Below are 20223 nucleotides of genomic sequence, written 5' to 3'. Positions count from 1 at the left end.
AATTGATGCAATTGTATTCGTGCCATACATCCTTGCCGCGAGTGACCTCTGGCGTGATCTGTTGAGCGTTGGTCAATTTCGGAAACTGCCGGTGACTATCAACGGTCATGCCCAGAAACACCACCGTGGCGATGGCCGTCGATATCAGCGCGAACGAGCGTGTCTGGCGTTTGTTCATTGTGAACTCCCTAGACGCCGATACCCGTCCAATAGGTGATGCCGATAATGCTGGCATAAACGACCGCGCTGGCCATCAGCACGAGCACGGCATAGCTGACTATCTTCAAAGCTTTTTGCACGACTGCCTCCCAACGTGAAAGTGCAGGTGGAAAGTGCCTGGTCATTCGCGTTGCACATTTAGCAATGATGCGCGCGAAGAAGCGTTAGCCCGCTGCGCTGACGATTGCTTGACGGCTGCATTCGAACAGCTGCGAACAGGCGCTAAAGATTGACAACTTCACCAGGCCTTGCGTTTAAGTGCCGTGGTTCAGTGGAGGAGGCAGGATGACTGTGAGCCTAGTAGACGTCGCGCGACTGTCAATGACTCGGGAGTACTTCATTCACCGTCTTTTTTCTTTGCGCCATCAGCGCCCGGCTTGCCGCCAAACATGCCAAACAGGTTCTGGGTGTTCAGATAGAGCGCTTTGGATTGGTCGACATACTGGCGCATCAGGTCCTGCATGACCGGAGCCTGTTGATGCATGAAATCACTCCAGGCCTCGGACGACTGCGCGCCGGTCTGGGACTGGATGTCGATGACGGTCTGGATGCTTTTGTCCAGGTAACTGCCGAGTACGCCCTGATAAGGGCCGTAGAATTGGATGATCCCCATCAGCATCTCGCTGGTGAAGATCGGCTCACCGCCGCTTTCGGCTTCCAGAATGACTTGCAGCAAGATGCTGCGGGTCAGGTCCTCGCCACTCTTGGCATCGACCACCTGGAAGGCAATTTTGTCGACCACCAACTGACGGATGTCCGCCAGCGTCAAATGACTGCTGGTGTGGGTGTCATACAGTCGGCGGTTGGGGTATTTCTTGATCAGGCGGGGGGTGTTCCGACTGTTGTCTGGCATACGGGGCAATCTCGTGGCGAGCCTGGTTTGCAGGCATCTTATCCTACTATGGCCACTGCCGCGGATTGGAGTCGGGGGAGGAGAGACCGATCGTTCCCACGCAGAGCGTGGGGACGATCATTACGGTGCTTACCAGATCGGCAGTGTGTAACTGACGATCAAACGGTTTTCATCCAGATCGCTGCCAAAATTGGTCGAGCGAACTGTCGCGTTACGCCATTTCACCCCGACATTCTTCAGCGGGCCGCTCTGCACGACATAGCCAATATCGGTATCACGCTCCCATTCCTTGCCTTCCGGGCGGTTGCTGCCCAAGTCAACATCGGAGCCAGTGATGTAGCGCGTCATGAAGGTCAGGCCCGGCACGCCAATGGCTGCAAAGTTGTAGTCATAACGGGCCTGCCAGGACTGTTCGTCCTTGCTGGCGAAGTCGCCGATCTGCACGAAGTTCACCAGGAACGCATCGGTGCCGTTGATGTAGGCGAAACCGGTGGCGCCGCTCATGCCTTGATAGCCCAGACCGAAGGCATGCCCGCCGAGGCTGTAGGTGAACATCGCACCCACCGCATTGTTGTCGACATTACTGCCGCCATCATCCGTAGAACGGGCAAAGCGCAGATCCGTCTTCAACGACTGGCCGGTCGTGACTGGCAACACGTACGTCAGGTTGACCATGTGCTGGTCGTAGAGTTTGTCGAGGTGACCGTAGCTGTAGCCGGTGGCGAGGTTGCCGGTCCATTTGTAGTTCAGGCTGGCGAAATCGAAACTGTCGCTGTCCACATGACGGCTGGTGATGCCTTTGGCGCCGGTTCGGGTGATGCCCATGTCCTCGTAGTCCGAGGAGTCGCGCTGGTTAACCTGTGTCAGACGCCCGGCATCCACGGTCAGACCTTCGATTTCCAGCGAGGTCAACTGACCGCCCTTGAAGGTTTGCGGCAACAGCCGTGAATCGTTGGCCAGTACCGTCGGTATTTTGGGCAGCAGGGTGCCGAGTTTCAGCGTGCTTTTCGAAGCCCGTAGTTTGGCGGTCAGGCCCAATTCGCCGTACTCGTCCTGAGCACCTTTGCTGGTATCGCTATGGCGTTTGAGCAGGCCGGAGCCAGCGTTGTCAGGGGTGGAGTCGAGTTTCACGCCGAGCAGGCCGATGGCATCGAAACCGACACCGATCAAGCCTTCGGTGAAGCCCGATTCATAGCGCAACAGGAAGCCCTGCGCCCATTCTTCTTGTTTGGATTGCGGGGCGTTGTCCTGGCGATAGTCACGATTGAAATAGAAGTTGCGCAGCTCAAGGCTGGCCTTGCTGTCTTTGACAAAGTCCGCAGCGGCGGGGGCCGAGAGGCTGATGACGCCGCCGGCCAGCAACAGTCGGATAGCGAGAGTGCGGGTGTAACGGTCCATGGTGAAGCCCCTTTGTTTTTATTATGGAAAGACAGGTCCCGCGACCCTCGCCAAACGGGCGAGGGCTTATCAATAAAAACGCGGACGCCGAAACGAGAGGAGCGTGGCGCCGCGTGGGTTCAACCGTTAGAACTGTTCGGCGCTAAGGCCATACAGCGAGGCGCTGCCTGCGCGAATGGATTGCTCCAGACTCAAAATGCGCGGCAGCAGGCGGTGGATGTAGAAGTCGGCGGTGGCGATTTTTGCGCCATAAAACCCTTCATCTTCGTGCAATTTTTGCTTGGCAACCTGTGCCATGCGCGCCCACAGCCAGGCGTAGGCGACGTAGCCGAAAAGGTGCAGATACTCCACCGAAGCGGCGCCGATTTCGTTGCGATTGGTCGCGGCCTGGTCCTGCAGCCAGTCACTCAGGTCCTCCAGCCGTTGCACGGCATCGAACAGTTGAGCGCTGTAGGGCGCGTCAGGCTGATGGGCGAAATGGCGGATCTCACCGGTGAACTGGCGAAGCGCAAAGCCCTTGTCGGCGAGCACTTTGCGTCCGAGCAAGTCCAGGGCCTGAATGCCATTGGTGCCTTCGTAGATCTGCGCGATGCGCACGTCGCGGACCAATTGTTCCTGACCCCATTCGCGGATGTAGCCATGGCCGCCGAACACTTGCTGGCCATTGATGCAGCTCTCCAGGCCGATATCGGTGAAGAACGCTTTAGCCACCGGAGTGAGCAGCGCGACCAGGATTTGGGCACTGTCCCGTTCCTTGGCGTCATCGGAAAACTTCGCCAGGTCGAGTTGTTGCCCGACATAGCTGGCAAACGCACGGCCGCCTTCAGTCATGGCTTTCATGCTCAGCAGCATGCGGCGCACATCGGGGTGAACGATGATCGGGTCGGCCACTTTGTCCGGGGCAATGGCTCCGGTCGGTGCGCGGCTTTGCACCCGTTCACGGGCGTAAGCCACGGCGCTCTGATAGGACGCTTCGGCGCAGCCAATGCCCTGAATGCCGATGGACAAGCGCTCGTAATTCATCATGGTGAACATCGCCGCCAAGCCTTTGTTGGCCTCGCCGACCAACCAGCCACTGGCGCCGTCGAAGTTCATCACGCAGGTGGCCGAGGCCTTGATGCCCATCTTGTGTTCGATCGAACCGCAGCTCACGGCATTGGCCGCGCCCAGGGAACCGTCGGCATTGACCAGCACTTTTGGCACCACAAACAGCGAGATACCTTTCGGGCCAGCAGGCGCATCCGGCAGTTTGGCCAGTACCAGATGGACGATGTTTTCGGTCAGGTCCTGATCGCCACCGGTGATGAAGATCTTGCTGCCAGTGATGCTGAAACTGCCGTCGGCCTGAGGTTCGGCACGGGTACGGATAATCCCCAGGTCAGTGCCGGCGTGGGCTTCGGTCAGGCACATGGAACCGGCCCAACGGCCTTCGTACATCGGTGGCAAATACAGGTTTTTCAGCGTTTCGCTAGCGTGAGCGTCCAGCGCCAGGCAGGCACCGGAACTCAACGCCGAATACAGGGCAAAGCTTGAATTGGCGCCGTAGAGCATTTCTTCAAACTGCACGGCGAGCATCTTCGGCATGCCCATGCCGCCAAAATCAGCGTTACCGGACAAGCCCACCCAACCGCCTTCGATGTAGGTGGCGTAAGCCTGTTTGAAGCCGATCGGCGTGCTGACCTGGCCATCGACCCATTGGGCGCCTTCCTCGTCGCCGCTGCGGTTCAATGGTGCAATCAGGTGCGAGGTGACTTTGGCTGCCTCCTCAAGAATGGCGTCCGCGGTGGCGGCGTCGACGTTTTCAGCCAGGGCCGGCAGGCGTGCCCACAGGGCCGGGGCATCAAACACTTCATGCAGGACAAAGCGCATGTCGCGCAGTGGGGCGTTGAATTCGGGCATAGCGTGAACCTCAAAGAAACGGTTGTACGGTGGGCACGGCCGCGCTTGTGCGGACCGTGCCCTTTCAATCAATGGCTGGAAGCGCTGGCAGCACCGAGGCCGGTTTGGGCGCGAACGAACTGGTCGGCGTAGGCGTCACGTTCTTTGCCGGCGCGTACGCTTTGGTCGAGTTTGGACACGACCACGATCACCAGGAACGCCAGCGGCATGGAGAACAGCGCCGGGTGGTCGTACGGGAAGATCGCGTGGGCATTACCGAGCACGGTGACCCACACCGCTGGCGAGAGGATCACCAGCACCAGCGCACAGATCAGGCCGGCAAAACCGCCGATGATCGCGCCTTTGGTGGTCAGGCCTTTCCAGTACATGGCCATGATCAGCACCGGGAAGTTGGTTGACGCGGCGATGCCGAAGGTCAGGCCCACGAGGAACGCGACGTTCATCTTCTCGAACAGAATGCCCAGCAGAATCGCGATGATCCCAAGGCCCACGGTGGCCATGCGGGTCACGCGCATTTCCTGTTTCTCGCTGGCCTTGCCTTTCTTGAACACGGTGGCGTAGAGGTCGTGGGAAATTGCCGAAGCACCGGCCAGCGCAAGCCCGGAGACCACCGCAAGGATGGTGGCGAACGCGACGGCTGCGAGGAAACCGAAGAACAGGTTGCCGCCCACCGCTTTGGCCAGGTGCATGGCGACCATGTTGCCGCCGCCGATCAAGGCGCCGCCGACTTCGCCGTTGACGTAGTACTGCGGGTCGGTGCCGATGATCACCATCGCGGCAAAGCCCAGGGTGCAGACAACGAGGAAGAAGAAACCGATGAAGCCTGTGGCGTAGAACACCGATTTACGCGCTTCCTTGGCGTTCGGCACGGTGAAGAAACGCATCAGGATGTGCGGCAGACCGGCAATCCCGAACACCAATCCCAGCGACATCGAAGCGGTGTTGATCGGGTCGGCGAGCATTGAACCCGGGCCCATGATGTTCCAGCCGCTGGCGTGAGCCTCGACGGCTTTGGCGGCCAGGGTTTCGTAGCTGAAACCGAACTGCGACATGGCCATGACCGCGAGGGTCGTGCCGCCGGCAAGCAGCAACACAGCCTTGATGATCTGCACCCACGTGGTGGCGATCATGCCGCCGAAGATCACGTAGACCAGCATCAGCGCGCCGACGATCACCACGGCGACCGGGTAGTCGAGACCAAACAGCAATTTGATCAACTGACCCGCGCCGACCATCTGCACGATCAGGTAGCAGCACACCACGGTCAACGAACCAAACGCGGCGAAGATCCGCACTTTGTTCTGGTCCAGTCGATAGGACACGATGTCGGCAAAGGTGTAGCGCCCCAGGTTGCGCAGACGCTCGGCCATCAGGAAAGTGATGATCGGCCAGCCGACGAAGAAGCCGATGGTATATATGAAACCATCGTAGCCCTTGGCGAACACCAGGCTCGAAAGCCCCAGCAGCGTGGCCGCGGACATGTAGTCACCGGCAATTGCCAGGCCATTCTGGAACCCGGTGATGCCACCGCCAGCGGTGTAGAAGTCAGAGGTGGATTTGGTTTGGCGCGCGGCCCACCAGGTGATTGCCAATGTGCCGAGGACGAACATGAAGAACATGCCGATCGCATGCAGGTTGAGTGGTTGTTTTTCCACCGCACCCAGCGCCGGTGCGGCGATTACCACCGAGGCCGGCAAAAAACCGGCGCCGGCGAGGATCAGTTTTCGAAGCAGGGTCATCACTTGCTCTCCTCGAGAATGGCGGCGCCCAGTGCGTCGAAACGCGTGTTGGCGCTGTAGACGTACCAGCCGGTCAATAGCCAGGAAAACACGATGATCGCTGCGCCAACCGGCATGCCCAGGGTCAACATCCGATGTTCACCGAGCGGTGCATGCAGCCACTGCGGGGCAAAAGCCACCACCAGCATGAACAGGTAATAAGTGCCCAGCACCGTGGCGCTCAACGACCAGGCCAGGCGCGAACGACTGCTCACCAGTTGAAGGAATTTCGGGTTGGTCCGAATACGTTCGCAGCGTTGGGTATCGGTTGAATGGATGTCGATCATGGGAAGGCTCCACATTGTTTTTGTTATCAGTGTGTGGGGGCAGGGCAGCGTCGAATTCGGCGTGCACGAGCCCGAAGCGGCAGGTAAAGGCGCCTGCCGCTTGACGGGTACAACGTTGGTTCGGGTTAGAGTGCTTTAGCCCTGTCGCGCAGAACGTACTTCTGGATCTTGCCGGTTGAGGTCTTCGGCAACAGGGTGAAGATCACGGTGCGCGGGACTTTGAAACCGGCCAGGTGCTCGCGGCAGAAACTGATGATGTCGGCCTCGCGGACTTCCTGGTGGTCGGCCTTCAACGTGATGAAGGCGCACGGTGTTTCGCCCCATTTCTCATCAGGACGGGCAACGACCGCCGCTTCCATCACACCCGGGTGGCGGTAGAGCACGCCTTCAAGTTCGATGGTGGAGATGTTCTCGCCGCCGGAAATAATGATGTCCTTGAGTCGATCCTTGATCTCGACATAACCGTCCGGATGACACACCGCCAGGTCGCCAGTGTGGAACCAGCCGCCTTCGAACGCTTCTGCCGTGGAGGTCGGGTTCTTCAGGTAGCCCTTCATCACGGTATTGCCGCGCATGAAAATCTCACCGATGGTCTGGCCGTCCCGAGGGGTCGGTTCCAGCGTCTTCGAATCGCCGACCATCACGCCTTCGAGCGTCGGGTAGCGCACGCCCTGACGGGATTTGATCTGCGCCCGTTCATCCAGCGGCAATTCATCCCATTCGGCATGCCAGGCGCAGAGGGTTACCGGGCCGTAGGTTTCGGTCAGGCCATAAACGTGAGTGACCTTGATGCCCATTGCTTCCACGGCACCGATGACCTTGGCCGGTGGCGCGGCACCGGCGACCATCGCGTTGACCGGATGATCGATCGCAGCTTTCGCCGATTCCGGCATGTTGACCAGTGCGTTGAGCACGATGGGCGCAGCACACAGGTGAGTGATCTGATGCTCGCGGATCAGCATGAGGATTTTTTGCGGATCGACACGGCGCAGGAACACATGCACACCCGCCATTGCAGTGATGATCCACGGGTAACACCAACCGTTGCAGTGGAACATCGGCAGGGTCCAGAGGTACACCGGATGGTTGCCCATGGCCCAGGTCATCTGGTTGCCCAATGAGTTCAGGTAAGCGCCGCGATGGTGGTAAACCACACCTTTTGGATTACCGGTGGTGCCGGAGGTGTAGTTCAGCGAGATGGCTTGCCATTCGTTCGCCGGCCATTGCCAGGCAAAGTCCGGGTCGCCTTCGGCCAGCAACGCTTCATAGTCCAGCTCGCTGACAGCCTCACCCTCACCGTATTCCGGGTCATTGACGTCGATGACCAGCGGCGGATGATCGAGCATGCCGATCGCCGCGTGAATCACGCTGTGAAATTCGCGATCGGTAATCAGCACCTTGGCCTCGCCATGCTGCAGCATGAAGGCAATGGCTTCGGCATCCAGACGCACGTTGAGCGGGTTGAGCACGGCGCCAATCATCGGCACGCCGAAGTGCACTTCCAGCATCTGCGGGATGTTGGGCAGCATCACCGCAACGGTGTCGTTCTTGCCGATGCCGCGACCGGCCAGCGCCGAAGCCAGGCGTCGGCAGCGGGTGTAGGTCTGCGCCCAGGTACGCCGAATCGAGCCATGGATAACGGCGGGGTAGTTGGGGTAAACGCTGGCGGTGCGCTCGATGAAGCTGAGCGGCGACAAGGCAATATGGTTGACAGCCGCAGGGCCTAGCCCTTGTTCGTAGATCGACATGACGGGTACTCGGTGGCTGATTGTTAGCTCTATGGGTGACCTTGCAGCGTAGTCGCTGAGGTCGCCTTTTATGTCCGGTTTGCTTTATATAACAATCTGCCATGGATATGGAAGTACAACCTACGCAGTATAGTAATAATACTATATTGGATTCTTGCCAGGCCAAATGTATGCCGCCATGCCTCCGAGGTCGGTATATCCTTGGCTTCCCCAACGAAGCGGACCTGTGATGACCCTGACTCCCGTTCGATTGCACAGCTGGTTGCGCCTGCAGCGCGAAGGTGTGTCGCTGGCCGCCCGGGCCGACGCGTTGTGCCGTGCGTTGCAGGATTGCCCCGAGGTGCGCCGGGCGGTTTATCTGAGTTGGCAGCCCAATGCGCGGATTTACAGCCACGAAGGCGCCGCCCAGCATTTTCCGCCGGGCCTAGGCGACCCGTCGCTGGCCAGCGATCAACTGCTGCTCGATCGTTTGATAGACGCGGGGCGCCTGGATCTGACGCAAGTGCGTCAACTTGATTGCTGGTTGTCCGGTCGACTGCGTCGAGCCGCCATCAGCCATGGGCAGGTGTTCGACCTGGCCTTGCAACCGGGGCAGCCAGGATTGTTGCTGGTGGAAGTGTGCGAAGGCGTAAGTCTCCACTGGCTGGGCTGGATGCAGGATTTGCTGACGACCTTGCTCAGCAGCGTCAATGGCATGCTGCGCGGCTCGCCGCTGTTGGGCCATGACCCGCAGCCGAGTCTGTTGCTCGATGCGCAAGGCCGGCCGCTGGAGTTCAATGCGGCGCTGCTGGCATTGCTCGCTGAAAAGCCACTCACCGAGGTGTTGGGCTTTTTGCCGGTCAATCATCGAGTGTTGGTACGCGCCTGTCTGGACCAGCAGCGCGCCATCGAAGGCGTCGAGGCTCAGTTCCAGGCGCAGATCCTGATCTGGACGTTTATCCCCGATCCGCAGGACAACCGTGTACTCGCCCGCTGCCGCGATGCCACGGCGCAAGTGCTGGCCGAGCGCGAGGCGACCACGGCGCGGCGGCTGTACAGGCTGATCATCGAGAACACCACTGACCTGATTTCCCGTCATACCCCCGACGGACGCTTTCTCGATGCGTCGCCAGCGTCGTGGACGTTGCTCGGTTACTGGCCCGAAGAATTGCGCGGGCAAATGGCCCAGGGTTTATTCCATGGTCAGGACCTGGCCAGCCTCGTGCAGCGTGCGCGGGACGCGCTGGAGCAGGACGGTTATCACACGATGACTTACCGCATCCGCCATCGTGCCGGGCATTACCTGTGGTTTGAAACCGCCAGCCGGGCGATTCGTGAAACCTACACCGGCGCGGTGGTCGAAGTGGTCAGCGTCTCGCGCGACATTACTGCCCGGGTGCAGGCCGAAGAGAACAAGCGACGCCTGGCTGAAGTGGTCGAGGCCAATACCGATCCAGTGTTGTTCATCGACCCCGACGGGCAAGTCACTTACCTCAACCCGGCAGCACGACGCATCCTCGCCATTGACGAGCAACAATCGATGCCAGCCCTGGACGATTTGTTTGCCAGCGCTGACCTTGCACGCCTGCAACGTGATGGCTGGAGCAGCGCCGAACGCGACGGTGTCTGGAGCACCGATGCGCGGCTGCAGCCACCGGGTGGCGGAACGTCAGTGCCGGTGTCGCTGGTGCTGCTGGCGCACCGTTCTGCCGGTGGTGAGCGCTATTACTCATTGGTGGCGCGCGACATGACCGAGCGTGAACTACGCGAAGTGCAACAGCGCCGTCATCAGGACGAACTGGCCCATACCGCGCGTTTGGTGACGCTGGGGGAACTGGCCTCGGGTATCGCCCACGAAATCAACCAGCCGTTGGCCGCCGTGGTCAATTACGCCAATGCCAGCCAGCGCTATTTGCAGACACTGGATTCCAATCCCCAGGCCGCCGAAAAAGTGGCGCAAGGGCTGCAACGCATTACCCACCACGCCACGCACGCCTCGGAAGTGATCAGGCGTTTACGAGCGTTTCTGCGCAAGGGTCAGCGACACCTGCAGGCCTTGAACTTCACCGACGTTGCTCGCGAAGCCGTGCGTTTGTGTGCCTGGGAGGCGAGCAATTGCCAAGTGACAATCGAGGATCGACTGCCGGATAATCTGCCGCCGGTTTATGCCGACCGGGTGCTGCTGGAGCAGGTCCTGCTCAATCTGTTGCGCAATGCCATCGATGCCAATCGCGAACAACATCCCGGCCAGCCTTCGCTGATCGTGATGGCGGCGGAGCAGGGCAGTGGTGCAACCGTACAGATCAGTGTGCAAGACCAGGGGCCGGGTGTCAGCGAACCCGAACTGGAGCAGATTTTTACCCCGTTCTATACCAGCAAGGCCGATGGCCTGGGGCTCGGGCTGTCCATGAGCCGCAGCATCGTCGAAGGTTTCGGTGGCGAATTGCAGGCCCGGCGTCAGCCTGTCGGTTTGCTGATGTGTTGCCGCTTGCCGCTTGCCGGCCCAACAAAACAACAACAGGAATAACCGAATGTCAGGTGTGACGGAGCACGTGGTGTATGTGGTCGACGATGACCAAGGCATGCTCGATTCAACAGTCTGGTTATTGGAGTCGGTGGGGCTCAAGGCCTTGCCGTTTACCAGTGGCGTCGAGTTCCTCAGTGCCTGTGATGCCAGCCTCGATGCTTGCGTGCTGCTGGATGTGCGCATGCCCGGCATGGGCGGTTTGAACGTGCAGGAAGAAATGCGCGCACGTGAACTGAACTTGCCGATCATCTTCGTCAGCGGGCACGCGGATGTGCCGATTGTGGTGCGCGCGTTCAAGGCCGGCGCCCATGACTTCATCGAAAAACCCTATAACGAACAGTTGCTGCTGGACAGCGTGCAACAGGCACTCAGCAACTGTGCAGCCAGCCGCTCGGGCAATCAGGGCCATGAAGAGCTGCAGGCGCGTTTGCTCACACTGACGCCACGGGAGCGCGATGTGTTGTTGCCGCTGGTGCAGGGTTACACCACCCGTGAAATCGCCGAGCAACTGGGCGTCAGTGCAAAAACCGTCGATCTGTACCGCTCGCGTGTGATGAAACGCATGCAGGCCAATACCTTGCCGGACCTAGTGGGCATGGCCATCGCGGCGCAATTGGTCGACCCACTGAAGCTGCGCTGATGCCTCACGTTTTCTGTTGAACGTCTATGCTGGGCTAACCGATCTCATCCCTTTGCAGCAATCTGCAAGAAGGCAGTCATGGTGCCCACACCCGTCTCCGAAAAGGCGTTCACGCGCAGTCTGCTCGATGTCCTGATTCGTGCCGGTCTGATCGCCATCCTGGTGCTTTTTTGCTTCGAAATTTTCAGTCCGTTCCGCGACCTGATGCTGTGGTCACTGATCCTGGCGATCACCCTTTACCCGCTGCAAAAGCGCCTCATGAGCAGGCGAGGGCTCAAAGAGGGGCACGTTGCGACGCTGATCGTGCTGGTCGCCATCGTGATCCTCATGGTGCCGATCTACTTGCTGGGCACCTCGATTGCCGACTCGGTCGAGCATGCCATGAGCATGGTCAAGGAGGGCGGTTTCCATATTCCCCCTCCGGCTGATTCAGTCGCCGACTGGCCGTTGGTGGGCAAGCCTCTCTCGGCGTTATGGCTGCAGGCTTCAACCGATCTTCCAGACCTGTCAGCGAAATACATCCCGCAGATAAAACATGCCAGCCTGAGCCTGTTGGGCAAGCTCGCCGGCGTTGGCATGGGTTTCCTCACCTTCATTTTCGCGCTGATCATCGCCGGTATCTTTATGGCCCATGGCGAGGGAGGCAACCGCAGCGCGGTACAGATCGCCTCACGCGTCAGCGGTCCGGGCAAGGGGCCGAAAATCGCCGAACTATGCACCGCGACGATCCGTGCGGTAGCGCTGGGTGTGGTCGGTATCGCCTTCATTCAGATGCTGCTGGTGGGGCTCGGTTTCGTACTCAAGGGTGTTCCCGGCGCCGGCCTGCTTGCGCTGGCCGTATTGCTGCTGGGCATCATGCAATTACCGGTGACCCTGATCACGCTGCCGGTGATTGCCTATGTGTTCGCCACCGAGGGGGCCAGCACGTGGACCATCATCTTCGCCATCTATGTGTTTATTGCCGGGCTGGTGGACAACGTCCTCAAGCCATTGCTGCTGGGGCGCGGTGTCGATGTGCCAATGCCGGTGGTGTTGATCGGTGCGTTGGGCGGTATGGTCACCAGCGGCATCATCGGGCTGTTCATCGGCCCGGTGGTACTCGCGGTCGGCTATCAATTATTCTGGCAGTGGGTGCAGGATCGGCCGCAGGATGGAGGAGAGCCGCACCATGAATGTGCAGGATCATGAACTGCTGGACCAGGTACTGATCGCCCATGGTGGTCTCGAACGCTGGAACCGCTTCAGCAGAGTACAGGCCACGATTGTGACCGGCGGCTCGCTATGGGCAATGAAAGGCCTGACGCAGGACAGCGCACCGCGCCAGATGACGGTCTGGCTGCATGAACAGCGAGCCTCGGTAACTCCTTTCGGCGGGCTTGATCAATTGACGGCCTTTACACCGGATCGAATCGCCGTCGAAAAGACCGACGGCGAGGTGATTGCCGAGCGACTAGTTGAGCGCGTTCTCTGTCGATTGCAGGGATCGGAGGAGGCGTTTTGAAACCATTTTTGCCCAGGCCCAGCGCCACAACGATGAACATGTTGCGTGAAGGGTGCCTGCAACGTCGTGAGGCTGTGCCGCAAACGTTAACGGAAAAAGCGGTCATCCCCGGCATTCCGGACGCGCGCTACTGGCTGGACCATGACCTGGCGCCATTCATCCGGGATGCGACTCTGGCCAACCATCGAGAGGTCGAGGCGCTCGACAGCGAAGGGCTTCAGTACGACATGTTGCCGCAGGCCTATTACCTGGCCGTTTCGGGCGGTGGCGACGCAGGCACCTTCGCGGCGGGAATCATTGCGGGCTGGACCCTGCATGGGACCCGACCTATGTTCAAGGTCGTCACTGGCATCAGTGCGGGTGCCTTGGTCGCTCCGTTCGCTTACCTGGGACCTGAGTATGACCGCATCATTTTGGGGATCTGCAGCGCCATCGGTCCAAAAGACGTTTTCCGTTCGCGCAATATGCTGACCCGCCTGGCCAGCGACGGGATAGCGGACAGCAAGCCTCTGGCGCGACTCATTGCCAAGTACATTACCGCCGAGGTGCTGGTGGCCATCACCGCGCAATACGCAAAAGGACGACTGCTGATGATCGGCACAACCGACCTGGATGCCGGGCGGCCCGTCACCTGGAACATGGGCGCTATCGCCTCCAGCGGAGCACCGGGGGCGCTCGACCTGTTTCGCAACATCATGGTCGCGTCGATGAGCATTCCCGGTGCCGTCTCACCCGTCATGATCGATGTGGAGGTCGATGGCAAACAGTTTCAGGAAATGCACGTGGACGGAGGCGTTCTCACTCAGGTGTTTCTTTACCCGCCGGGCACCGTGATGGCGCTGAACAACGTGATCGGCGCGCGTATACGCCGGGAGCGTCATTTCTATGTCATTCGCAACGGCAAACTGGAACCGCAGTGGTCCGGAACCAAGCGCCGTACCTTGAGCATCGGCGGTCGAGCCATCAGCACATTGATCCAGACTCAGGGGATCAGTGACCTGGATCGAATTTACCGAATCGCACAGCAGGACGGAGCGGACTTCAATCTGGCGTACATCGGCTCCGATTTTGATATTGCTCGTAATCGTAAATTCGATGGCGAATACATGAAGCGCTTGTTCGATTACGCCTTTCAACTCAGCGCGAAAGGCTATCCGTGGCATAAATCGCCGAATGCTTGAGAGAGGCACAGTCCTGAGCGCTCATCCGATCGCATCGGACTGCTGAGCAGTCGCGTATAGATTTCACTTATAGCCACAGCAAGATTCAATATTATTTTTTCACCAAGAAAGATGTTCCACTCCCGCTATCAGTACACGCGGGCGGGTGCTTCTATTACCCCGCGCGTCAAAGCATCAGCCATACACATGGAGTGCACATCATTGAACTTATGAGCGATGTTCATAAGCGGCTGTAACCGTGGATTTTGAGACCCGTTAGCCAGAAAGCGGGTTAGAGTGTTCATCGATGTCTGCTCATAAGGTCCCTCCACTCGATTCGCGTAGTCGCACCAAGCGGTTCCAGCGAACGAACCGGGCAAAAAAACCGTATATCAATCGTTGTTTGAAGAATGAATCGTCCGCTGTTTGTTTCTCTAGATGGGCCCAAGGGAACCGGCAAAACCACACTGTTGGAGGCCGTTACGAAAGTACTGAGGGCAGACAACAAAAAGGTGATCCGACTTTGCGAGAAAAAAAGCGATCCCTACAGGAGTGAAACAATGACCCTCGTTAACAAGCTCGTCAGAAATCCCACCCGGGATCTGGAGTTGGGGGTTTGTGAACGCTTTGCTGATAGCCGTACTTGGATTTCCCAGCACGTGCTGGCTAAACAGCCACCAGGCAGCATCATCTTGATCGATCGCTGGTATCCGTCTGATGCCGCGTTTCGCCGGATAATCCCGTTTGCAGAGATTCTACAGTTGAACATTGATCGAAACGTGCGAGTGCCAGACCTGCATGTCGGGGTTGTCACCACCCCTGATATTTCATGGGCGAGGGCCGCGGCACGACGGCGTGGACTGAGCAGTACTGTGATCCATAAGCTGGAAGAACATGTCGCTTGTACCAAGGCGTTCGAGCTAGCGAGTGCAGATCACGGTTGGGTTTTATGCCGTAATGAAGGAACGATCGAAGACGCAACGATGCAGGTGGTTTCTGAGATCTATAGGGTCCTTCGATCCACCAGAATGGATTAACGCAATGAGCTGGCTCTTCTATCCATAATCCTGAAATTCAAGTGCGCTGATGTTCCCCGTTGTTCGTGACTCGTATGATTGATTCAAGAAGCGTATTGCAGCTGTCTCATTTCTCCTGGGCGTTACCAAGCTGTACGCTATCCCATGCTTCTGTGAGTTCGTCTATTCGATCCGCAATTTGAGGCTTTTTTGATAGGACCAGGCAGCGCGTGTTGCCGACAAATTCTTCTAGCAAATACAGCGAGTCGCCAACATCAAGCTCCAGTTCCTGCAACGCTTCATCGGGAATTCGAATCGCACCGTCACCATCCCATTCTTCGATGATGATTTTCATAGGTGGCTTTTTCACGTGTGGTCTCCATTGCTTTTGAACCGGCAATGGTAACGTGCTTTTGCTTCCAAGCTCATTGGGCAGCGAGCAAGCATTCGAGCTGTTCAAGCTCCCAGGCACTTAACAGGTCGACAGGATCAGCTCCGTCGCACTGTCAGAGTTCAAGTGTCCCGACTTGGCCATCGGGCGACCTGCAGTACTGGCAGTAGTCTAGGGTGTCACAGTCATTGAAGAGTGTGAGCTGCCAGCCATCAATCTCTACGGGTAGGTTGATCCGGGGCATTGTGGAGAGGCGCCCAACCACGGCTGGGCGCCATTTGTCTCAGCCAGTGTGGTGACTCTCGGCAAGGCCATAGACGGATGTGTCGATGCCTTCGAAGCGCGCTTTTAACTGCAGCGCTAGATACAGCGAATAATGCCGTGACTGATGCAGGTTGCCACCGTGGAACCAGAGGTTTTTCTGCTGTGTTGGCTTCCACATGTTCCGCAGTTCGCCCTCGTACGGGCCAGGATCATTCGTGGTTCCAGAACCCAAGCCCCAGCAGCGGCCGACCTTGTCAGCTACTTCCTGGGAAATCAGCTTCGCCGCCCAACCATTCATTGAGCCATAGCCCGTTGCGTAAACGATCAGATCTGCCGGTAGTCGACTGCCATCGCTGAGTACGACGGCATCTGCTTCGATGCGTTCGACACCCAGGCCAGGCGCGCTCTTGAGCTTGATCGTGCCGTTAGCGATCAGTTCGGAGGCGCCGACATCGATGTAGTAACCAGAACCACGGCGTACATACTTCATGAAAAGGCCAGACTCGTCGTCACCGAAATCTAGCATGAAGCCGGCCTTGGCCAAGCGCTCGTAGAAGTCCTTGTCACGCTCCTTGATCGCGTTAAAGATGGGTTGATGAAAGCTTGGCATAACCTTATAGGGGATCGAGGCGAACAGCATGTCGGCTTTGTCTGTGGTCAAACCCGTCTCCAGGGCGTCTTCAGAGTAGAGCCCGCCGAAGACGAGATCCATTAAACTGTCGGAACGCACGATGTGGGTGCTGGAGCGTTGCACCATGGTCACCTCGGCGCCGTTCTCCACCAAGTCGGCGCAGATATCGTGAGCCGAATTGTTCGCACCGATGACCACCGCGCGCTTGCCGCTCCAGGTGTCTCCGCCGGGATGGCGGCTGGAATGATGCTGCTGGCCATTGAAAACCTCGGCCCCTGGATAACTGGGCACATTGGGTACTCCAGACATGCCGGTGGCGAGGATCAACTGGGTAGGCTGTAAAGTCACACGCTCGCCCTCGCGCTGCACTTCAACCTTCCAGGTGCCACTTTGTTCGTCAAAGCTGGCGCTCACGCATTCTGTACGCGGCCAATAATTGAGCTCCATGACTTTGGTGTACATTTCCAACCAGTCACCAATCTGGTCTTTTGGAGTGAAGACTGGCCAGTGATCGGGGAAGGGCAGGTAAGGCATATGGTCGTACCAGACAGGGTCGTGCAGGCACAGCGACTTGTAGCGACCGCGCCACTGATCACCAGGACGCTCGGCCTTGTCGACGATCAGAGTTGGCACGCCCATTCGCTTGAGCCGCGCAGCGAGCCCCAGCCCACCCTGGCCGCCACCCACGATCAGGCAGTAAGGTTGGGTGGTGATGCCTAGCGAAGCTTCTTCATCGCGACGGCGCTCTAGCCAGTTGCGTTTGTCGGCGTGGGCCTGACCATGACTTGCACCCATTGGACGACGGCGGCCGCTTGGTTCTTCAAAGCCTTTGAGCTCGCGCATGGCTGTCAACAGCGTCCAGCACACACCGTCTTTTAGGCGCACGTAGCCTTTACCTCGCGCCGATTCGGTTTCCAGGCTGATCCAACCTTCGAGCACACCGTCATTCAGCGTCGCTTCACCTTCCAGTTTCCATCGCTCAGGACAAGTCTGGTCGAGGCGTGCTTCGAGCATGTCTCGGATGGCAGGCTTGCCTTCGAGGGTCACCAGGTTCCAGCTGAAAAGTAGCAGGTCACGCCAGTGACAGTCTTCGGCAAACAGTTCCAGCACGCCGTCCACGTCACGTTGGGCGAGACGCTCGCCAAGGTTTTCGACCCAAGCCGCGAGCTGAGCAGTTGGCGTGTGCAGAGGGGTTTCAACAGCGATGTTCATGGGGCATCTCCGATCTTGTTGTTTTTGTACAACTTACCCCACAGCAAGGCTCGGGCCACCTTCGCGAAAACCCCGTTGCAGAGCGGCGGCTGCGGTGTTGCTCAGGCTTGAATTCGCAGATCTGTCACGATTCTGGAAAGGGTGGGTGACAGAGTGTCACTCGGTGCAAAAAGCGCTGGTTGCTATCTTTTCATATAAGCTGCGAACAGACCCGTGTCCTAACCGTAACGGAGAACAAGAATAATGAAGCCGGCCTTGATCAATGCCCATGCACAACAAGTGCTGCAAGCCGTGCAGGGCACTCATGCCAACCACGGCCCTGTTACTGACCGTGCAATCACACGATCCTGGCGTCGGTGCCTGGATCAGTATCAGCTCGATCCTGCCAGTCGCCGCGCACCTAACGTGGTTGAGCATCCACGCTTGCAGGATCACCGCGCACCACTGGAACACATCATCGCTGTGGCGCACTGGCAGATGAGCAACTTGCACCAACAGCTCGGACGTGATGGCCACGTGGTGCTACTCACCGATGCTCGCGGTGTGGCGATCGACAGTGTGTTTAACGAATCCGAACGAGCCGAATTTCAGCGTTCCGGACTATGGCTCGGTTCGGTATGGAGCGAGGATTGTGAGGGTACCAACGGTGTCGGCACCTGCCTGGTCGAGCGACAGCATGTCACCATCCGTCGTGATCAACATTTTCGTGGCAAGCATGCCGGCTTAACCTGTTCGGCCAGCCCAATATTTGATGCGAGCGGAGAATTGCTCGCCGTTCTTAATCTCTCTTCTGTGCGAGAGGAAGAAAGTCTTCAGCAGCACTTCAAAGCCATGGCGTTGACCAACCTGACAGCCAATTTGATCGAGAGCTGTTATTTCCTGGGGCATGATCCGCAGCGGTATTTGCTGCGCTTCCACCCGGAGGCCGGCTTCGTTGGGCTGTTGGGCGAAGGTCTGCTCAGTTTTGACGAGAGCGCCTGTATCTGTTCAGTCAATCATGCTGCCTTGGATCTGCTGGGCCTCAGCCGTGACCAGGTGGTTGGGCAATCTCTGACGATGCTGCTGGAAACACCTCTCGATCAGGTGATGAGTCAGGCCAGCTCGCAGCCTAGTGTCTGCTGGCCCATGCGGCTGGTGGACGGCCGCCAGTTCTACGGACGGCTGCGAGAACCCCTACACCAGGTGCCTTTAGTCGCTCCTGCAATCCCCAAAATTAACGACGTGCACGTGTGTTTGGAAGACCCACGTCTGCAACGAGGCTTTGCTCGCGCATTGCGTGTGTTGGAGCGTGACGTGCCGGTGTTTTTACAGGGCGAAACCGGTACTGGCAAAGAAGCTTTTGCTGCGGCGCTGCACCGCGCCAGCTCCAGAGTCAGCAAGCCGTTTGTGGCGATCAATTGCGCAGCCATTCCAGAAGCGCTGATCGAAAGCGAGCTGTTCGGCTATCGCGGCGGTAGCTTCACCGGTGCACGTAAAGACGGGATGATCGGTAAGCTGGAACAGGCCCACGGCGGCATACTATTTCTTGATGAGATCGCCGATATGCCACTGGCGTTACAGACTCGCCTGCTACGCGTGTTGGAGGAGCGTCAGGTGGTGCCCTTAGGTGGGGCGACGGCACGTCCGCTCGATGTACGCCTCATCAGTGCCAGCCACCAAGATCTGCACGCCTGCGTGGCCGAAGGGCGCTTGCGCGAGGATCTGTTCTACCGCGTTGCCGGATTCGCCGTGCAGCTCCCACCGCTGCGTGAACGAACAGACAAGGGCCGTTTGCTCGACCTATTGCTGCGCGAGGAGGCAGCAGGGGGCAGGATTCGGCTAGAGGCGGGCGTCAGAGAGCGCTTGCTGACGCAACCTTGGCCGGGCAATGTCCGGCAGCTGCGTACGTGCCTGCGCACACTGGTAGCGTTGGCGTTGGAGGGGCGTGTCACCCTGGACGATTTGGCGGAGTTGCTGCCGGCAGTGCCCGCGACAGTTGCGCTGACCGAAAATCCGCTGGGCGTATCCGAGCGACAGATACTGCTCACATTGATTGAGGCGGAACACTGGCATATCGCCCATGTTGCCGCTCGCCTAGGGATCAGCCGCAATACGCTCTATCGCAAACTGCGTCATCACGGTATTTCACGACCCGGTTGAATGCAGAATGACATCCATGCTGTATCTTTTCTTGAACTTGCGATTCCAGCATCGCACGTAGCGCGTCTTTGTCGGGCCGAGTCAGCAATTTGTCACTCCTATTAGGAAACCAGGCATCCAGTAATCGACTGCGCCAGTGGCCGGTTGGGGAACATCCAATCGATCGTGTTGACAATTTAGGCTGAAGATACAGCGACCGGATTTCAGGTCGAAGAGAAAAGGCGAATCATCAATTTCTTCCAACGCGGTGATCGTGTCAAATTGGGTACATGCCTGGGGTTTTCAACTCTGAAGAATCGATAATCAGAGCAGGGGCAACCTCGAGAGCCTAGGAGGTAGGGAACGGATGCTATTGATTTTGTTGAATTCTCGTAATTACGGGCAAAGTCCGATTTATTGGCAGATGCGACACTATGAACATACCTGACATAGCACCTGATTTAACATAATATACATTATGCGAACCTAAGGATTCTCCTTGTGGGGCTCTGCTCAATGCTTTTCACCAGGTGATCAGGCTGGCCAGGCCGAATTTGTCGCATGCGAAAAAACACCATCTCGAGCATGACGATTCCGCAGGA

Annotated in this window: 15 protein-coding genes and 1 pseudogene; 7 read left to right on the top strand and 9 right to left on the bottom strand. The window is 58.3% G+C overall.

What is annotated here, in order from left to right; all coding sequences use genetic code 11:
* The 7 genes and pseudogenes from FQ185_RS30915 to FQ185_RS29530 all read right to left on the bottom strand — a co-directional run.
* A pseudogene (locus tag FQ185_RS30915) lies at nt 1-178 on the bottom strand (cytochrome c); the annotation flags it as partial.
* Nucleotides 179-556: 378 nt separating this feature from the next.
* The gene (phaR, locus tag FQ185_RS29555) at nt 557-1072 is read right to left on the bottom strand and encodes a polyhydroxyalkanoate synthesis repressor PhaR (protein ID WP_149420522.1); all 516 of its coding nucleotides are present in this window, start codon (nt 1070-1072) and stop codon (nt 557-559) included.
* A 129-nt stretch (nt 1073-1201) separates the two neighbouring features.
* Complete coding sequence (locus tag FQ185_RS29550) at nt 1202-2470, bottom strand: OprD family porin (protein WP_149420521.1); 1269 nt, start codon at nt 2468-2470, stop codon at nt 1202-1204.
* A 126-nt stretch (nt 2471-2596) separates the two neighbouring features.
* On the bottom strand, nt 2597-4369 hold the full coding sequence (locus tag FQ185_RS29545; RefSeq protein WP_149420520.1) for an acyl-CoA dehydrogenase C-terminal domain-containing protein: 1773 nt from the start codon (nt 4367-4369) through the stop codon (nt 2597-2599).
* Nucleotides 4370-4437: 68 nt separating this feature from the next.
* Nucleotides 4438-6108, bottom strand: a complete 1671-nt coding sequence (locus FQ185_RS29540) for a cation acetate symporter (RefSeq protein WP_149420519.1) — start codon at nt 6106-6108, stop codon at nt 4438-4440.
* Complete coding sequence (locus tag FQ185_RS29535) at nt 6108-6434, bottom strand: DUF485 domain-containing protein (protein WP_149420518.1); 327 nt, start codon at nt 6432-6434, stop codon at nt 6108-6110. Before FQ185_RS29535 ends, FQ185_RS29540 begins: the two co-directional genes overlap by 1 nt.
* Before the next feature lie 125 nt (nt 6435-6559).
* On the bottom strand, nt 6560-8182 hold the full coding sequence (locus tag FQ185_RS29530) for an acyl-CoA synthetase (protein ID WP_149420517.1): 1623 nt from the start codon (nt 8180-8182) through the stop codon (nt 6560-6562).
* A 229-nt stretch (nt 8183-8411) separates the two neighbouring features.
* Between FQ185_RS29530 and FQ185_RS29525 the strand changes: the two genes are divergently transcribed.
* The 6 genes from FQ185_RS29525 to FQ185_RS29500 all read left to right on the top strand — a co-directional run bounded on the left by FQ185_RS29525 (nt 8412) and on the right by FQ185_RS29500 (nt 15026).
* Nucleotides 8412-10688 carry a PAS domain S-box protein gene (locus FQ185_RS29525; RefSeq protein ID WP_149420516.1) on the top strand — a complete coding sequence of 759 codons (2277 nt, stop codon included), beginning with the start codon at nt 8412-8414 and terminating at the stop codon, nt 10686-10688.
* Between the two features lie 4 nt (nt 10689-10692).
* Nucleotides 10693-11328 carry a response regulator transcription factor gene (locus tag FQ185_RS29520; RefSeq protein WP_149420515.1) on the top strand — a complete coding sequence of 212 codons (636 nt, stop codon included), beginning with the start codon at nt 10693-10695 and terminating at the stop codon, nt 11326-11328.
* Between the two features lie 78 nt (nt 11329-11406).
* The gene (locus FQ185_RS29515; protein ID WP_149420514.1) at nt 11407-12516 is read left to right on the top strand and encodes an AI-2E family transporter; all 1110 of its coding nucleotides are present in this window, start codon (nt 11407-11409) and stop codon (nt 12514-12516) included.
* Nucleotides 12497-12829: a hypothetical protein gene (locus tag FQ185_RS29510; RefSeq protein WP_256730520.1), complete on the top strand. Its 333-nt coding sequence runs from the start codon at nt 12497-12499 to the stop codon at nt 12827-12829. Before FQ185_RS29515 ends, FQ185_RS29510 begins: the two co-directional genes overlap by 20 nt.
* 38 nt (nt 12830-12867) lie before the next feature.
* Nucleotides 12868-14010: a patatin-like phospholipase family protein gene (locus tag FQ185_RS29505; protein WP_149420523.1), complete on the top strand. Its 1143-nt coding sequence runs from the start codon at nt 12868-12870 to the stop codon at nt 14008-14010.
* A 389-nt stretch (nt 14011-14399) separates the two neighbouring features.
* Nucleotides 14400-15026 carry a dTMP kinase gene (locus tag FQ185_RS29500; RefSeq protein WP_149420513.1) on the top strand — a complete coding sequence of 209 codons (627 nt, stop codon included), beginning with the start codon at nt 14400-14402 and terminating at the stop codon, nt 15024-15026.
* Between the two features lie 106 nt (nt 15027-15132).
* Here the strand turns inward: FQ185_RS29500 and FQ185_RS29495 are convergent, their stop codons facing one another.
* Both FQ185_RS29495 and FQ185_RS29485 read right to left on the bottom strand, forming a co-directional pair.
* Nucleotides 15133-15375, bottom strand: coding sequence for an AbrB/MazE/SpoVT family DNA-binding domain-containing protein (locus FQ185_RS29495; protein WP_149420512.1), 243 nt, complete (start codon nt 15373-15375; stop codon nt 15133-15135).
* A gap of 304 nt (nt 15376-15679) precedes the next feature.
* Nucleotides 15680-17503 carry an NAD(P)/FAD-dependent oxidoreductase gene (locus tag FQ185_RS29485; protein ID WP_149420511.1) on the bottom strand — a complete coding sequence of 608 codons (1824 nt, stop codon included), beginning with the start codon at nt 17501-17503 and terminating at the stop codon, nt 15680-15682.
* 243 nt (nt 17504-17746) lie between these two features.
* On the opposite strand from FQ185_RS29485, the gene FQ185_RS29480 reads away from it, so the two are divergent.
* A complete protein-coding gene (locus tag FQ185_RS29480) occupies nt 17747-19642 on the top strand; it encodes a sigma-54-dependent Fis family transcriptional regulator (protein ID WP_149420510.1) in 1896 nt (631 codons plus the stop codon).
* The last annotated feature ends 581 nt before the right edge of the window (nt 19643-20223 follow it).

Source organism: Pseudomonas sp. ANT_H12B (assembly GCF_008369325.1).
Lineage (GTDB): Bacteria > Pseudomonadota > Gammaproteobacteria > Pseudomonadales > Pseudomonadaceae > Aquipseudomonas.
Note: the sequence above shows the minus strand (reverse complement) of the source record. Positions and strands in the feature narration are given on the sequence as shown.

Excerpts from the sequence above, each read along its gene's own strand:
- FQ185_RS29510 (WP_256730520.1), top strand. The coding sequence starts at position 12,497 with ATGAATGTGCAGGATCATGAACTGCTGGACCAGGTACTGATCGCCCAT.
- FQ185_RS29535 (WP_149420518.1), bottom strand. The coding sequence starts at position 6,434 with ATGATCGACATCCATTCAACCGATACCCAACGCTGCGAACGTATTCGG.
- FQ185_RS29520 (WP_149420515.1), top strand. The coding sequence starts at position 10,693 with ATGTCAGGTGTGACGGAGCACGTGGTGTATGTGGTCGACGATGACCAA.
- FQ185_RS29480 (WP_149420510.1), top strand. The coding sequence starts at position 17,747 with ATGAAGCCGGCCTTGATCAATGCCCATGCACAACAAGTGCTGCAAGCC.
- FQ185_RS29550 (WP_149420521.1), bottom strand. The coding sequence starts at position 2,470 with ATGGACCGTTACACCCGCACTCTCGCTATCCGACTGTTGCTGGCCGGC.
- FQ185_RS29525 (WP_149420516.1), top strand. The coding sequence starts at position 8,412 with ATGACCCTGACTCCCGTTCGATTGCACAGCTGGTTGCGCCTGCAGCGC.
- FQ185_RS29500 (WP_149420513.1), top strand. The coding sequence starts at position 14,400 with ATGAATCGTCCGCTGTTTGTTTCTCTAGATGGGCCCAAGGGAACCGGC.
- phaR (WP_149420522.1), bottom strand. The coding sequence starts at position 1,072 with ATGCCAGACAACAGTCGGAACACCCCCCGCCTGATCAAGAAATACCCC.
- FQ185_RS29515 (WP_149420514.1), top strand. The coding sequence starts at position 11,407 with ATGGTGCCCACACCCGTCTCCGAAAAGGCGTTCACGCGCAGTCTGCTC.
- FQ185_RS29485 (WP_149420511.1), bottom strand. The coding sequence starts at position 17,503 with ATGAACATCGCTGTTGAAACCCCTCTGCACACGCCAACTGCTCAGCTC.
- FQ185_RS29505 (WP_149420523.1), top strand. The coding sequence starts at position 12,868 with ATGTTGCGTGAAGGGTGCCTGCAACGTCGTGAGGCTGTGCCGCAAACG.
- FQ185_RS29545 (WP_149420520.1), bottom strand. The coding sequence starts at position 4,369 with ATGCCCGAATTCAACGCCCCACTGCGCGACATGCGCTTTGTCCTGCAT.
- FQ185_RS29530 (WP_149420517.1), bottom strand. The coding sequence starts at position 8,182 with ATGTCGATCTACGAACAAGGGCTAGGCCCTGCGGCTGTCAACCATATT.
- FQ185_RS29540 (WP_149420519.1), bottom strand. The coding sequence starts at position 6,108 with ATGACCCTGCTTCGAAAACTGATCCTCGCCGGCGCCGGTTTTTTGCCG.